Source organism: Streptomyces sp. NPDC091282 (genome assembly GCF_044757385.1).
GTDB lineage: Bacteria > Actinomycetota > Actinomycetes > Streptomycetales > Streptomycetaceae > Streptomyces > Streptomyces gramineus.
The window spans coordinates 1-12,483 of sequence record NZ_JBIVUX010000012.1 but is presented as its reverse complement, the minus strand read 5'-3'; the positions used below and the strand labels follow the sequence as shown (position 1 = coordinate 12,483).

General features: G+C 68.5%; 15 protein-coding genes and 2 pseudogenes. 11 read left to right on the top strand and 6 right to left on the bottom strand.

Annotated features, from left to right (window positions below; genetic code table 11):
• Positions 1 to 69 precede the first annotated feature (69 nt).
• The 4 genes from ACIQOE_RS37830 to ACIQOE_RS37815 all read left to right on the top strand — a co-directional run bounded on the left by ACIQOE_RS37830 (position 70) and on the right by ACIQOE_RS37815 (position 2,398).
• Positions 70 to 396 carry a TraR/DksA family transcriptional regulator gene (locus tag ACIQOE_RS37830; protein ID WP_401416486.1) on the top strand — a complete coding sequence of 109 codons (327 nt, stop codon included), beginning with the start codon at positions 70 to 72 and terminating at the stop codon, positions 394 to 396.
• 45 nt (positions 397 to 441) lie between these two features.
• Positions 442 to 816: a TraR/DksA C4-type zinc finger protein gene (locus ACIQOE_RS37825; RefSeq protein ID WP_365577250.1), complete on the top strand. Its 375-nt coding sequence runs from the start codon at positions 442 to 444 to the stop codon at positions 814 to 816.
• The gene (locus ACIQOE_RS37820) at positions 813 to 1,646 is read left to right on the top strand and encodes a rod shape-determining protein (protein ID WP_401416484.1); all 834 of its coding nucleotides are present in this window, start codon (positions 813 to 815) and stop codon (positions 1,644 to 1,646) included. Before ACIQOE_RS37825 ends, ACIQOE_RS37820 begins: the two co-directional genes overlap by 4 nt.
• A 128-nt stretch (positions 1,647 to 1,774) precedes the next feature.
• The gene (locus ACIQOE_RS37815; protein ID WP_401416482.1) at positions 1,775 to 2,398 is read left to right on the top strand and encodes a hypothetical protein; all 624 of its coding nucleotides are present in this window, start codon (positions 1,775 to 1,777) and stop codon (positions 2,396 to 2,398) included.
• 165 nt (positions 2,399 to 2,563) lie between these two features.
• On the opposite strand, the pseudogene ACIQOE_RS37810 reads toward ACIQOE_RS37815, so the two are convergent.
• Both ACIQOE_RS37810 and ACIQOE_RS37805 read right to left on the bottom strand, forming a co-directional pair.
• Positions 2,564 to 3,172: pseudogene (locus tag ACIQOE_RS37810) on the bottom strand (DUF2071 domain-containing protein); the annotation flags it as partial.
• 13 nt (positions 3,173 to 3,185) lie between these two features.
• A pseudogene (locus tag ACIQOE_RS37805) lies at positions 3,186 to 3,368 on the bottom strand (ArsR/SmtB family transcription factor); the annotation flags it as partial.
• Between the two features lie 279 nt (positions 3,369 to 3,647).
• Between ACIQOE_RS37805 and ACIQOE_RS37800 the strand changes: the two are divergent.
• From ACIQOE_RS37800 to ACIQOE_RS37790, 3 genes are all read left to right on the top strand, one after another.
• A complete protein-coding gene (locus ACIQOE_RS37800; RefSeq protein ID WP_401416480.1) occupies positions 3,648 to 4,148 on the top strand; it encodes a hypothetical protein in 501 nt (166 codons plus the stop codon).
• A gap of 378 nt (positions 4,149 to 4,526) precedes the next feature.
• On the top strand, positions 4,527 to 5,075 hold the full coding sequence (locus ACIQOE_RS37795) for a CAP domain-containing protein (protein WP_401416478.1): 549 nt from the start codon (positions 4,527 to 4,529) through the stop codon (positions 5,073 to 5,075).
• 1,158 nt (positions 5,076 to 6,233) lie between these two features.
• A complete protein-coding gene (locus tag ACIQOE_RS37790) occupies positions 6,234 to 6,581 on the top strand; it encodes a cyclic-phosphate processing receiver domain-containing protein (RefSeq protein ID WP_401416476.1) in 348 nt (115 codons plus the stop codon).
• Positions 6,582 to 7,013: 432 nt separating this feature from the next.
• Here the strand turns inward: ACIQOE_RS37790 and ACIQOE_RS37785 are convergent, their stop codons facing one another.
• Entirely contained in the window at positions 7,014 to 7,463 is a 450-nt protein-coding gene (locus ACIQOE_RS37785; RefSeq protein ID WP_401416474.1) for a hydrolase, read from the bottom strand.
• A gap of 52 nt (positions 7,464 to 7,515) precedes the next feature.
• Between ACIQOE_RS37785 and ACIQOE_RS37780 the strand changes: the two genes are divergently transcribed.
• The 3 genes from ACIQOE_RS37780 (at position 7,516) to ACIQOE_RS37770 (ending at position 9,164) form a co-directional block, all read left to right on the top strand.
• Positions 7,516 to 8,043, top strand: a complete 528-nt coding sequence (locus ACIQOE_RS37780) for a hypothetical protein (protein ID WP_401416472.1) — start codon at positions 7,516 to 7,518, stop codon at positions 8,041 to 8,043.
• A gap of 254 nt (positions 8,044 to 8,297) precedes the next feature.
• Positions 8,298 to 8,657: a hypothetical protein gene (locus ACIQOE_RS37775; protein WP_401416470.1), complete on the top strand. Its 360-nt coding sequence runs from the start codon at positions 8,298 to 8,300 to the stop codon at positions 8,655 to 8,657.
• 102 nt (positions 8,658 to 8,759) lie between these two features.
• A complete protein-coding gene (locus ACIQOE_RS37770) occupies positions 8,760 to 9,164 on the top strand; it encodes a transposase (RefSeq protein ID WP_401416467.1) in 405 nt (134 codons plus the stop codon).
• Between the two features lie 32 nt (positions 9,165 to 9,196).
• Here ACIQOE_RS37770 and ACIQOE_RS37765 read toward each other — a convergent pair whose 3' ends face one another.
• The 3 genes from ACIQOE_RS37765 to ACIQOE_RS37755 all read right to left on the bottom strand — a co-directional run bounded on the left by ACIQOE_RS37765 (position 9,197) and on the right by ACIQOE_RS37755 (position 10,924).
• Entirely contained in the window at positions 9,197 to 9,862 is a 666-nt protein-coding gene (locus ACIQOE_RS37765) for a hypothetical protein (protein WP_401416465.1), read from the bottom strand.
• Between the two features lie 186 nt (positions 9,863 to 10,048).
• Positions 10,049 to 10,561, bottom strand: coding sequence for a hypothetical protein (locus ACIQOE_RS37760; RefSeq protein WP_399013707.1), 513 nt, complete (start codon positions 10,559 to 10,561; stop codon positions 10,049 to 10,051).
• A gap of 54 nt (positions 10,562 to 10,615) precedes the next feature.
• Positions 10,616 to 10,924: a hypothetical protein gene (locus tag ACIQOE_RS37755; protein WP_399013709.1), complete on the bottom strand. Its 309-nt coding sequence runs from the start codon at positions 10,922 to 10,924 to the stop codon at positions 10,616 to 10,618.
• A gap of 335 nt (positions 10,925 to 11,259) precedes the next feature.
• Here ACIQOE_RS37755 and ACIQOE_RS37750 point away from each other — a divergent pair, with 335 nt between their 5' ends.
• Positions 11,260 to 11,961 (top strand): hypothetical protein, encoded by a 702-nt coding sequence (locus ACIQOE_RS37750; protein ID WP_401416463.1) that lies wholly within the window; start codon positions 11,260 to 11,262, stop codon positions 11,959 to 11,961.
• The last annotated feature ends 522 nt before the right edge of the window (positions 11,962 to 12,483 follow it).

The window sequence follows — 12,483 nt, the reverse complement described above, 5'->3', positions numbered from 1 at the left end:
AGGTGCACACCCGGCCCCCGACCCGACCGTTTCGCGGCGCGCCGCGCCCCGCCGAAAGAAGGACCCGCCATGTCGCTCGACACCCCCCAGACCGAAGCCCGCCCCGAGCGGCTGACGGCCCACGAGGCCCGCCGGCGCCTCGAACACGAACGCGCCTCCCGCCTCGAACAGCTGCAGGCCGTCGAGGAGGCGGGGGCCGAGGCGGGGGAGCAGGTGATGTCCGCGCAGAAGGAGACCATCCGGCGGGTCCTCGCCGAGGTCGAGGCCGCGTTCACGCGCGTCCAGGACGGAACCTACGGCAGCTGCCGCGGCTGCTCCAGGACGATCCCCGTCGAGCGCCTGGAAATCCTGCCGTACACGAGCTACTGCGTCCCCTGCCAGCACGACGCCGGCTGACGACCACCCCTTTGCCTTCCTTCTCCGCCCTGCCCAAGGGGTGACATGGTGAACCAGCAGACCACCGACGACCGCAGCAGAAACCTCTCGACCGAGGACCTGGCCGCACTGCGCGCGAACCTGCACGAGCAACGCCAGTTCCGTCAGGAGCAGTTGCAGCAGCTCTCAGCCACCGCCACGACCCGCGCCGACGCGTCACCCGACCGCGGGGACACGTCCCGGACCGAGGTGTGCGTCTCCCTCGCCGCCTCCGCCGTGATGGTCCTCTCCGACGTCGAGGCCGCCCTGACGCGAATGGACCAGGACACCTACGGAACCTGCCAACTGTGCCGGGGATCCGTCGCCCTCGAACGCCTGATGATCGTGCCGCAGGCCCGTTACTGCGCCCGCTGCCAGCAGGTCCGGGAGGCGGACCGGTGACCACTCCGCTCGGTTCCCGACCCCCGTCCGCCCGCCGTCGCCCGTGGTCCTGGGCCCGGAACAACTGCGGCATCGCCCTCGATCTGGGCAGCACCCGTACCCGTGCCTGGCTGTCCGGGCGGCGCACGATCATCGACGTGCCCACGATGACGTTCCAGGGCGCCGCCTCCGTCTGTCCCATCCAGCGCGGCTGCATCGTCGACACCCCCGGCACCGCCCGGATGCTCCACCGGATGCTCGGCCACCGCCTGCCCCGCTTCGGCCGTCCCGTGATCATCCTGACCACGCCGGTCCTGGGCGGAGTCGCCTACCGCACCGAGGCCCGTACCGCGGTGGAGATCCTGCGTCCGCGTACGGTGCTCACCGTCCCCACCGCGCGCGCCGCCGCGGTGTCCGTGGACGCCGACCTGATCCGCCCGCTGCTCGTCGTGGATCTCGGCGCCCATCTCACCGAGGTCACGCTCCTCGCGGACGGCGCGGTCGTCGACGCCCGCCACACCGCGCTGGGCATCGTCGATCTGGACCGCCTCACCCCCGCCGCGCAGATCGCCGACGCGGTCGTCACGATGGTGACCACGATGCTGGAGGAGGACCCCGGCTCACTGGTGTCCGACGCGCTGCGGCGGGGCGCACTGCTCGTGGGCGGGGGCGCACTGCGCCCCGACATCACGTACCGTCTCGCCCGCCGACTGGACACTCCGGTGCGGCCGGTACCCGCTCCGCACACCGCGGCGGTCCGCGGCGCCGCCAAACTCCTCCGGGCCGTCCACGCACACCCCTCCACCGCCGCCGTCAGCGACGTCACGCACATGCGGCCGGGGCCGGTCTGAGAGGTGCCGTCGTCCCCGTGTGCGCCGGCACGGGCGGGGGAATGCGGCGGGCGCGCCCCGGACTACCCCAACCCTCCCTGTCCTGGAAGCCCAGCGAAGTGTCACGTTCGTACGGAAGGAGAGGCACCGTGGCCCGCGCGGTACCGCCGGCGGAACCGCCCCCCGAGGAACCCCCTCGCGTCCTGCTGTGGCGATGGCGGCGCAACCCCCTGCGCCGCCGCGCCGACCTCGTGCAGGGATGGATCGCGGCCGGCCTGTTCCTGACGGTCCTGGGCGGCATCCCCACCGCCATGTTCCTGGCCGGTGACACCGCCTACCACCACTACGACAGGACAGCCCGCCACCAGGCCGCCACCCGCTACACCCTCCCCGCCGTGCTCGTCAGGGACGCACCACGCCACCCGGAACCGGGATCGCACGAGGCGAAGAAGGCCAGGTATCCGGTCACCGTCCGTTTCACCGACCCCCACGGACGTTCCCGCACCGCGCGGGCCTACGTCCGCCCCTCGCTGCCCGCGGGCAGCGAGATCCGCGTCTGGGTGGACACCGCAGGAGAAGTCACCGACCCGCCCCTCACCGCGGAGCAGGTCCGCAACCACGCCATGGGCTGGGCCCTCGTCGCCGCCCTCACGGTCCCCCTGATCGGCGCCACGGCGTACGGCTACGCCAACCACCGACTGGAGCGCCACAACCTCGCCCAGTGGGACAAGGCCTGGGCCCGGACCGCCCCGCGCTGGACCATCTCTCCCTGAAATACCGGTCCGCAGCCCGGGGTTTCCTGACGGTCGCTGGTCCACCGCCAGAGGCTCTGCTTGCGCCCCGGCCTGCCGCAGGGCCGGCGGGGTGCCCTCCACGGAAAGTGAGCCAGAACCCGGTCCCGCGGACCGGGCCATTGGCCGGCGTCCGGGCGGCGGCGGTGACGTCGGGGCGGCGCGGATCCGGCAGGGTTCCATGTGCCCGGTACCGGTGCGCAGTTCGATGCCTTCGAGGCGGCCGTCGGCGCCGGGCGAGAGGCCTGTCGCCCCGCTCCGGAAGAACCGGGAGGCTTCCGCGAGGTCGGCGAACAAGCGGCTGCCGTACAGTTCGTCGGCCGGCTCGGCGGTGACGGCTGCGCGGGTGCCGCCGTCGTGCGTGGCCAGTACGACGTGTATCCGTCCCGGTGTCTCGTGGACATCGAAGTCGGCGCGGCCGTGTGCGCCGGGGAAGACCCGGCCTCCGGCCCAGGCGTTGAGGCGTGAGGCGCTGTCGCGGCGCGGGATGTAGACGCCGGTCCGGACGCCGCCTGGCCCGTCCCACTCGACGGCGATGCGATGGGCCGCGTTCTCGCTGCGCAGCCCGAACGCCGAGGGTGCCCACGCGGGCCGCAGGTGCCCAAGGCGCAGCAGGCAGATCGCGCCGACGGCGTGGCCGTGCACGAGGTGCGGGCGCAGCGGCTGGGGGAGCAGGCGTGCCGCGGCGGCCGGGTCGATCCGGTAGTTCACCAGCAGCCGTCGTTCGATGACGCTGGCCAGGCGCGGCTGTCTCATGCTTCCTCGCTCCGGGGGCGGGCCGACACCATGTGGTGTGGCGGAGCAAGATCTGCTCGGGGCATACGGCGCTGAGGAACCGGCCGACGCCGGCGGCCAGGCGGTCCTCGGCCAGCGTGTAGAGGATCCGGTTGCCGTCGCGCCGTTCGGTGACCAGCCCTGCGGTCTTGAGCACGCCGAGGTGCCGTGAGACAGCACCCGGCAGACGTGCGAGCGGGCAGCGCCGATGCCGCCTGTCCGCGCGATGCGCCAGACCACCGGTGTCCCGACCTCAACGGACAACACCCTGCCCTGCATGTGAAGCAGGCCACATCTGGTGGAGGCGTGTCACAAACTCGCCCGATTTCTCGTCCAGTTACCAGGCCCGGGTCCTGGCGGCCGCAAGCAGAGCAACGGCCCGTACAAGCCGCCGGTCCGGGACACCGGGCACTGGAGCTCAGTTCGACGCAGGTTCCTCCTCTACACCGGAGCTGAGATGAAACTCTCTCGAACAGCCGCGGCAGTGGTCGCGGGTGCTGCCGTCTTCGCCACCGCCGGTCCGGCAACGGCGGCCACGCCCGCCAACTGGCACACCGACCGCACTCCAGCACTCACCCCCCACACCGCCACCGCCGCGGCCGCCGGAAACCGCACGAGCACCGCCGGATCCCTGAGTGGCTACGCCGACTCCCACGGACTCTTCCAGTGGGGCGGCCCCAACAGCCTCACCGCTGTCACGATGCAGCTGAAGCCCAGCAACTCCCGCTGCGACGGCCCGAAGATCGGCATCCGACTGGTGACCGTCCCCTACCACGGCAGCACCCACTACTGGCCCTGGCACGGCTACACGACCCGCTGCGGCAGGGAGTTCACCTACAACACCTACGCCAATGACTCCAACGGAATCCACTACGCCACGGTGGAGATCGGCCTCTTCAACGGCAGCACCCTGGTCGGCACTCAAGACGCCCGTCTCTCGGGGCGCCCGAGCGCCTGAGCGACTGCGAGACACAACACCTGAGCGACCGCGTTCGAACCCCCCTGGCTGCCCGGGGATCCAAGGCGCTGCACGGAATGCTCGCCGCGCTGCGTGCCACGGCCGGAGACGACCGCCCGAACCGGCGACCGGGTTCCTGTCCTACCTGGCCGAGGCCGCGGACCGGTTCGAAGGGACGGCGTCGGGTTCGGGAGGCGTGGTTTCCGGCTGTCGCCGCGTGGTTCGACGGGACCGCCGCCTGACCGTGGAGCGTCCGGGTGCCGCACGGAGTCCGCGCGGGTGATTCCCCCGCGTGGCTGCCGACGGGCAGGGCAGGGTGGCTGACACGGTGACCGCACCGGCGGTGGGCCGGCCTGTCGTGTCCCGGGAGGAACCCTCGTGAAGCGCACAAGCGGTGCGGCAGCCGTCGCCGCGGCGGTGGCCGCCGTCGCCCTGCTCGGCCCCCATCCCGCGGCCGCCGCGACAGCGCCGGTGTCCACGCCGGCCGCGGCACGCCAGTACTACCCGGACGTCGACCACCTCACCTGCGAGATCAACAAGGAACGGGCACGCCTGGACCTGCCGCCCCTCCTCGTCTCCGACCGCGCCGACGACGTGGGCCGCGGCCACGCCCGGGACATGGCGAGCATGGAGAGACTGACCTCGGTCGGCAGCGACGGCCGCAACCTGCGCACCCGGCTGAGCGACGCGGGCGTCTTCTCCGAGCGCATCTACGAGTTCATGTTCTCCGGCTACGACAACGACGACTACTTCGCCGACATGGCCACCGACCCCAGTCCGAACAACAGCTTCTACAAGGCCGTCATGAGCCGGGACTTCGCCGCCTGGGGCCTGGGCTACGACCGTACGTACTGGGACGTCAACCTGCTCGGCCCCCACCGCAAGCTGGACGCCCGTTCCGCAGTCTGTGCTCCGGGATCCTCCTGACCGGCTCGAACCGCGGCAACCGTCCAGCCGCGGACGATGCACAAGGCCCGAGGCGAGGCCCTGTGCCCGCATGACGACGAAGGCGTGAGCGGACGCCAACCGGTGCGATACCCCTGCCACCGAAGGCCGTATTCCACGGCACCGTCGAGAAGCAGTGCGACGCCACCACTTCCGTCCGCCGTCACCTCCCGCCGCCGTGGGCACCGTCAGCACACCGGTGAGCCGGCAGGCCGCCCGCATGACATGCCGCACAGCCACCCTGCCCTCACCGAGAGGCCGGAGTCCACGGGGCCCACGGGTCGTCCTGGCCGACCGGTTCGGCCTGCCCGGGATGGAGCATCTCCCGGATGCAGCGCCGCAGCCCCCTCTCCCCGGAGCCGCCGACCGCAGCCATCCAGGGCAAGGTATCCATGCTGCGGACGCGTGCGTCAGTGGCAAGGTCGTCGAGGGCAGCGCGCAGGCCGTCTGGAGCGGGGCCGTCGGTCAGACAGAGCCAGCCGATGGCGGCTGCCAGTCGGGCCTCAGACACCTGTGTCGCCTCCTGCCACTGCTCTTCCAGCCATGCCGTTGTCGGAGGGTGAGGGTGGGCACGGGTGGCTTCGGCGACGGCCAGGAGCAACGCGGCGCGGACCGTCGGATCCTGCTCGACATCGAACCTAACCCGGAAGGCCGCACGGACCGCCCCATCGTGATCACAGGCCGTGGCCAGGGCATAGGCCGCGTCGATACGGACGGCCGGGTCGGCATCGTCGAGAAGAGGCCGCAGGAAGATGGCATCGGCGGTGATCGCAGCACGGGCGGCAGCGACCGACCAACCCTGCCGGGTAACCCGTCACCTCGACCCCGTAGCCGTCGTACAAGCCGCCAGAACAGGCGTCAGCGCGGTGGAGCAGCATCTCCTCACGGGAGGCAACACCGAAATGACGCGCGCGGGCCGGCGAAGCCACCGCGGCGAGCGCATGGGCGCGGTGGGGATGGCGGCCGTCAGCGGCGATCCGGACCAGGAACGGACCCCGTCACTGAGCCCGACCGTCCGGCTGAAACCTCATGGAGCCCCTTCGCCACGCAAGCGACCGCTCCCCACGCGGCCACTACACCGCACCGCACCTCACACGACCTCACCGCCTTGTCAGATCGACCAGCCGCCCCACTGCGAAGATGGACCAGGTGACAGAGAACCCGCTTGCACCGACACCCGTCATCCTAGGCATCGACGACCTCCGGCCCCTGCCCAGAGCCACACGGATCGCCCGCACCAGCGACGAAGGCATCCAGCTCCTACAAGAACACCGCGACAGCTTTATCGACGAACTCTGGCTCGACCACGACCTCGGCGGTGACGACAGCATCCTGCCTGTCGTCACCCTCATGGAAGAAGCCGCCTTCAACGGACAGCCATTCCGCATCGGAACAGTCTTCGTCCACAGCGCCAACCCCATCGGCGCCGAAACCGTCGTCCGATCACTTACACGCTGGAACTATCGAGTCCGACGGGCAACAGCCTAGAAACCCGACACGGCCCTCACCACCAGGCGAGACCGTCAAAGGCACCACTACGCGCCGCCGGGTGGACAACAGGTCGCACAATCACCACGCGGGACTGGACGCAGTAACTGACAGCTGCAGGCTTCCAGCTCAACGATGCCGCGCTCAGGATCTGGAATGAGTGCGGCGGCGACTTGAGGGTCAACAGCCATCCGGCTCGCCGGAAAAGTCACGCCAACGTGCCACAGGACGTTTGGCCCCTACAGCGACGACGCGGCCACTGGCTGCGACATACGACCTGAACCGGACCGGCCACATGTCCAGAGAGCTGTAGTTGACGCACTGACCTACGTCGTGAGCGGCGACGGCGGAGTCGATCGCGCAGAGCAAGCGAACTGGCTGGGGAACTGCCTCACCAGCAGCTGAGACGACCACGTGGATGCAAGCGCGTGATCACGGCATCGGATCGGGGCCGCCAGGGGCGGTCGCGACCACACGCTTGAAGCCGATCAGGACCCGGTAACGCTGTCGTTTCGCGAAATCTGTCACTTCCCAGACTGCCGGGCGCCCCACCTCCGCACACAGATGCAGCACTCGCCCCTCCGTCACCCAGACCCCTACATGAGCGCCATAAGCATCATCGGTTGCGTTGAACAGCACCAGGTCAAGCGGCTGCGCAACCGACACACGAGCTGTGGCCCGCGTATCGGCCCACAGCTCGCTCGACCGCAGATCAGGCGGAGCCAGGCTGAAGTGCCGAAGCACCGCGTAAGCGAACAGCTGACAGTTCGCCCCCTCTTCCAGGCCGGGAAGGCCGGTACCCCCTGGCGCCCCCGGAAACCGGGAGCCCACGTACGGAACGGTCCAGAAAGCCGCTGGCAATTGGTGCAGCAGTGAATCCATGGGTTCCATCGTCCTCGAGGCCGGACGACGCAGGCAGTTGCATACTCACCGCATGGCCTTGTTCTCCGTCCGGTTCCGGGATCCGCGCAACACCGAGTACGACTTCATCAGCTTGATCATCGTGCGATGCCCTGGTTGCGAGAAGGCCGCTCGTGTCGTTCCCGCCCCCGAAGACTCCGATCCCGCGGGTCGGATCCTGTTCAGGCCGCGCCGTCTGGTCTGCCGAGGCTGTGGACTGTCCCGAGTGTGGAGCGGCAGTCGTGTCGAGCTCTCTGCCGGCACAGCTCAGCCCGCGACGGATCCGTACTTCGGTTTGCCTCTGTGGCTCCAGGTCGAGACCCGGCACGGGTGGTTGTGGGCGTACAACCTCGAACATCTCGATCTGATCCGTCGTTTCGTCCAGGCACCGCTGCGGGAACGAGCCCCCTGGTACGACACCGGGCAGAGGATGACGTTGGTGGCCCGTCTCCCGGTATGGATCAAACGGGCGAGGAACCGGGACGAGATCCTGCGCGCCGTCAGCCGCATCTCGGCGAGGGCCGATTCGCGGCTGGGGACCCCACGCCGCAGCGGGGCTTAGACGCCGGCCCGCGCTACGGCGGTGTGTACATGGGCGGCCCCCACATCAGGGCCGCCGAGCGAGGCCGTGCGGAGCAATCCCGCCCTGAACCGGGCACAAGATCTGCGCGTTTTACTCGCTCACCTCTGAGGAACGAGGTGTCACCTCCGCCGTTCGGAGAGGCTGGCGGCTGCAACTCCATTTTGTGTCGCAGGCGTTGGCCGGGTTTCGGCTGACTGCCGCGGCGTCATTCACGTGAGGAATCAGACAGCTCTATGACGTCGGTATTCAAGAAGCGCGCCCGCGCCGTCGCGGTGGTCGCCGCAGCGGCGGGCCTTGTCAGCCTGGGGCTCACGTCGTCGGCCTCGGCAGTTCCGGCCTGGCAGTTCGAAGTGTGCTCGTGGGGCTCATACCAGACCAACGTGTACTGGGGCAATGGAGGTTACATGGGGGTGCCGCCCGGCAAGTGCTACACCCAGATGTTCCAGCCGATGACCACGGACACCTCGTACGAATGGGTCGCCACCTACGTCAACGGCGGCGGCTACATCATCGGTGCCAACCTGAACGTCGCCAAGGGTGCGGGCATAGCCACCGGCGGATCGCCGTCCGACGCCTACGGCTGGACGTACTGAACCGGTGGCGTGAGGGCTGACCGCCTCGTGTCACCCTCTCGCTCTGTGACTCCGTGCCTCATCAGGGTCTACCTACACAAGAAGCGCACCTCACCGCGACCGATGACCGCCCGGCCGCCGTCGCCCCGAACCGTCTCCGGACGGATCCTCAGCCGCCCGGAAGCCCTCACCGAGCCCGAACAACTCCAGCTCAAGACCGTCCGCACCCAGTGCCCCGAACTCGACGCCCTCACCCGACACGTCCGGTCCTTCGCGACCATGCTCACCGACCGCCGGGGCCAGCAGCTCTCGGTCTGGCTCGACGCCGTCCAACAGGATGACCTGCCCAGCCTCCATACCCTCGAGGCTGGCATCGACCGCGACATCGACGCTGTCACCGCAGGGCTGACCCTGCCCTGGAATTCTGGCGCGGTCGAAGGCCATGTCAACCGGATCAAGATGCTCGAGCGCCAGATGTACGGCCGGGCCGGCTTCGGGCTGTTGCGGAAGCGAGTCCTGCTGGCCTGACTGCAGCTTTGTTGCTCAACGAGTGGGTCCGTTCAGTTGATCGCGAGGGTCACGGGATCCAGGCCCAGCTTGTTCCGGCATGAGTCGACGGCCCGGGTGACCCAGGCAGTCACGTCGTCGCGATCTGGTGCGATGGCGTGGAGCTCGCGTGCCTTCTCGTGGGCTTGGACCATCCACGGGGCCAGTGGGTCCTCTCGAAGGACTCGTTCGAGGTGTTCGCGGGCCGTGGCCGGGGCTCCGGTCAGAGCGGCTGCTATCCCGGCGTCGAAGCTGTCCCAGAGGAATCCCCGTCGCACCGGCCTGGAGGTCAGGTACCGGGCTACGTCCGGCAGGGCCAGGAACTTCTCCCTCAGCGCGGCCACGTTCGCAGCCGCCTGCCGGCTGAGTTCGAGTGCCAGCGACGTGAACTGGTCCTCGGCGCGAAACGGCTCGGTGCCGGTCCGGACTGCGGCTGCATGGAAGGCCAGGTGGTCCACGTCGTGCCACAGCCACATCGCACCGACGTGCAGACCGCTGCCGGCGGTCCGTGGCGGAGTGAATTCCACAACCCCGAGCCACCACTCGTGATCATCGATCCACAGCCGCGACCGCCCGCGCTGGGCCAGACCGAGCGGCTTCAGGGACTCCCGCGCTGCCGAGGTGATGATCCGGAGGACCGGACTGCGATCTGCCATGAACGGCATTATCGTCCGTCCCACCGACACTTCCGTCGGTCGTGGTGGCACATCACCATGCACAGTGGCCTTCAACAACACCGAGCGTCACCGCTCCACAAATATCGAGCCAGAACCCAATCTCGTGAACAAATCCAAGGGACTTTGTTCACGAATCTCGGTTCTGGCACGCTTTCCGCGAAACGGTCACGGTGCGTTCTGCAACGTAGCTCAAAGGCTACGGTTCCGGTTCGCTTCTGTGGCGAGAAAGTCTCGCGCCGTGGAGGTTACCCGATCGTGAATGTGCTGCTGGTCTGGAGGTTGATGGTTCGGCAGGTCGAGCGTTCTCGCCAGATCAACGATGGGTTGCAGAACATCTGGGTAGTCGAGTTCGGCTGCAGCTTCTTCATGGACCAGCTTCGCTCCATGTACGGGATCGAGTTGACACGCCACGATCTGGCCGGCCCACCACTGGACCGCGGTCCATCGCGCCTTGGCGAGATCGTCCGAGGTAAGCGGAAACAGACCCAACTCTTCCAGCACGAGGTCGAACAGTTCGCGGGCCTGGGGATGCTCACCACGCGCGAGGCCGGCCAGTAGGAGAAGCGACGGAGCCTCGATGCCGGCCATCAGGGCGTCCAGGCCCAACTGGGCCAGGTAGGCGTCCGAGAGACGCTGCCAGGGTTCCATGGCCAAGTCTGCAGCGGCCGTACGGATCAGGCTGATTGCCACTTCTGCGTCCATGCTGTCGCACTTTTCCGTGGAGGCAAGTCCTATCACCGGGAGTCGGGTGGTTGATCAGGCGGCCAGCAATACGCGCTTGCGTAGCAGGCTGAAACTGGCTCGGCCGACGAACATCTGCCGCTTGAACATCTTGATCCCCTTGACGTGGCCTTCAACAACACCGGAGTTCCAGGGCAGGGCCGGGCCAGCGATGACAGCTTCGCGGTCTCGGTCGACTCCTGGCGCGAGAGTGTGGAGGCTGGGTAAATCGTCTTGACGGACGGCTTCGAGTCGCTGCGGGAGCCGTTCGCCCTGGCGCTCGGTGAGCGTCTGGGCGAAGGACCGGACGCGACCGGTCCGGGTGTCGAGCTTGGCGACGCCCATGAACGCACTTGACCAGCGGATTCATGTGAGGTGAACATACGTCCAACAGGCCGCAGGACTTACCGAACGTCACGGAAACCCCCTCGCGGCCCTGACATGGATCTTCGCCCTATGGGGGAATTGTGCAGTTCTGGTTGCATGGCACGCTGCCACGGAGAATGATCCGCGCCGCTTGCGCGGGTGTGCTGCTCGCCGGAGGAAGCGTGGCCTGCGCCGCAGCCGATGGGAAGGACTCCACGGCTCCTTCCGCGGACAGTTCCGCGCGCAGGGCCGCGGTCGACTCGACCGCGGCTGCAGGAACCGATGCCATAGCCGGAGAGAAGCCCGAAGCAGTCGTGGCGAAGGCAGCCCAGAGCACCGAGAACTTCACCTCGCTCCGTTACCGGATCGCCGGGACCGTACCGTCCATGGGGCATGTCAAAGGCGAGGTCTCCATGACCACGAAGCCCTGGGCCATGAACATGAAGGTGACGGCCGAGTCCGGCACGGCTTGGCACGGGCCGATGGAGTTCCGGTTCGTCAAGGACACGATGTACGCGGGCGGAAGCGCGCTGCGCGCCCGCCGGCCCGACCACAAGGGCTGGCTCAGCGCCGCTCCGGCCGTCTGGGGACGTGGGAGTTCGGAGAACCAGGCGTTCGGCCTACTGCCGGACGTACTGGAGGAAAATCCGATCGAGCAGGCCGTGCTGCTTACCGGGTCCAAGGACCTCAAGATGGTCGGGACCGAGACGGTCGCCGGCGCGAGCACGGTCCACTACGCGGGAACCGTCGCGATGGACGACGTGACCGGTGACCGGCTGGACCAGCTCTACGGGCTGGAGATCACCGAACCGCTCACCATGGACCTGTGGGTCGACGGCGACCGCCACACCAAGCAGTTCCGCCTCAGGGGCACGCACGACGAGAAGTTCTTCCCCGGGACCGGCAACGGTCCGCTGGACCTGAACGTCACCTTCCTGGACTTCAACAAGCCGCTCACCATTGAGGCCCCCGATATGGCCGACGTGGTGTCGCTCGGAGACGCGCGTGAAGGCTGACAAGTCATCTCTCTCGACTGCGCCCACCGCGCCAGCGATTCGGTCGACATGGCCGCCGCCGCTTCCGCCGTTGCCGTGCCCGCCCGGCCAACACATTCCGCAGACTCTGACCACCGATTGAGATGAGTCGTAGAGGCTGCCCCCAACCGCCCGAGAGGTGCGCGTGAGTGGGGCACCCTGCCCGGTTCGGCCTCGGGGACGACAGGGCCGTGGATGCACTGCCGCACCAACTATCGGCCGCTTTCTGCACCGTTCCGTTTGTGGGCTCCCGGTTTCCAGGGTCGCCGGAGGGCGCTGGCCTTCCCGGCCTGACGGCGGGGGCGAACTGCCAACTGTTCGCCTGCGACGCTCCGGCACTTCAACCTGGCTCCACCTGATATGCGTTCCAGTGAACTGCGGGCCGACACGCGGATCACAGCTCGCGTATCGGTTGCGCAGCCCTTGGACCTGCTGTTGTTCAACGCCACCGACGATGCTTACGGCGCCCATGTAGGAGGCTGGGTGAAGGAGGGGCGAGTACTG

What these genes read in the sequence shown, in the direction of transcription:
- ACIQOE_RS37830 (WP_401416486.1), top strand. Translation starts at nt 70, where the DNA reads ATGTCGCTCGACACCCCCCAGACCGAAGCCCGCCCCGAGCGGCTGACG.
- ACIQOE_RS37825 (WP_365577250.1), top strand. Translation starts at nt 442, where the DNA reads ATGGTGAACCAGCAGACCACCGACGACCGCAGCAGAAACCTCTCGACC.
- ACIQOE_RS37800 (WP_401416480.1), top strand. Translation starts at nt 3,648, where the DNA reads ATGAAACTCTCTCGAACAGCCGCGGCAGTGGTCGCGGGTGCTGCCGTC.
- ACIQOE_RS37790 (WP_401416476.1), top strand. Translation starts at nt 6,234, where the DNA reads ATGGACCAGGTGACAGAGAACCCGCTTGCACCGACACCCGTCATCCTA.
- ACIQOE_RS37785 (WP_401416474.1), bottom strand. Translation starts at nt 7,463, where the DNA reads ATGGATTCACTGCTGCACCAATTGCCAGCGGCTTTCTGGACCGTTCCG.
- ACIQOE_RS37780 (WP_401416472.1), top strand. Translation starts at nt 7,516, where the DNA reads ATGGCCTTGTTCTCCGTCCGGTTCCGGGATCCGCGCAACACCGAGTAC.
- ACIQOE_RS37775 (WP_401416470.1), top strand. Translation starts at nt 8,298, where the DNA reads ATGACGTCGGTATTCAAGAAGCGCGCCCGCGCCGTCGCGGTGGTCGCC.
- ACIQOE_RS37770 (WP_401416467.1), top strand. Translation starts at nt 8,760, where the DNA reads ATGACCGCCCGGCCGCCGTCGCCCCGAACCGTCTCCGGACGGATCCTC.
- ACIQOE_RS37760 (WP_399013707.1), bottom strand. Translation starts at nt 10,561, where the DNA reads ATGGACGCAGAAGTGGCAATCAGCCTGATCCGTACGGCCGCTGCAGAC.
- ACIQOE_RS37755 (WP_399013709.1), bottom strand. Translation starts at nt 10,924, where the DNA reads ATGGGCGTCGCCAAGCTCGACACCCGGACCGGTCGCGTCCGGTCCTTC.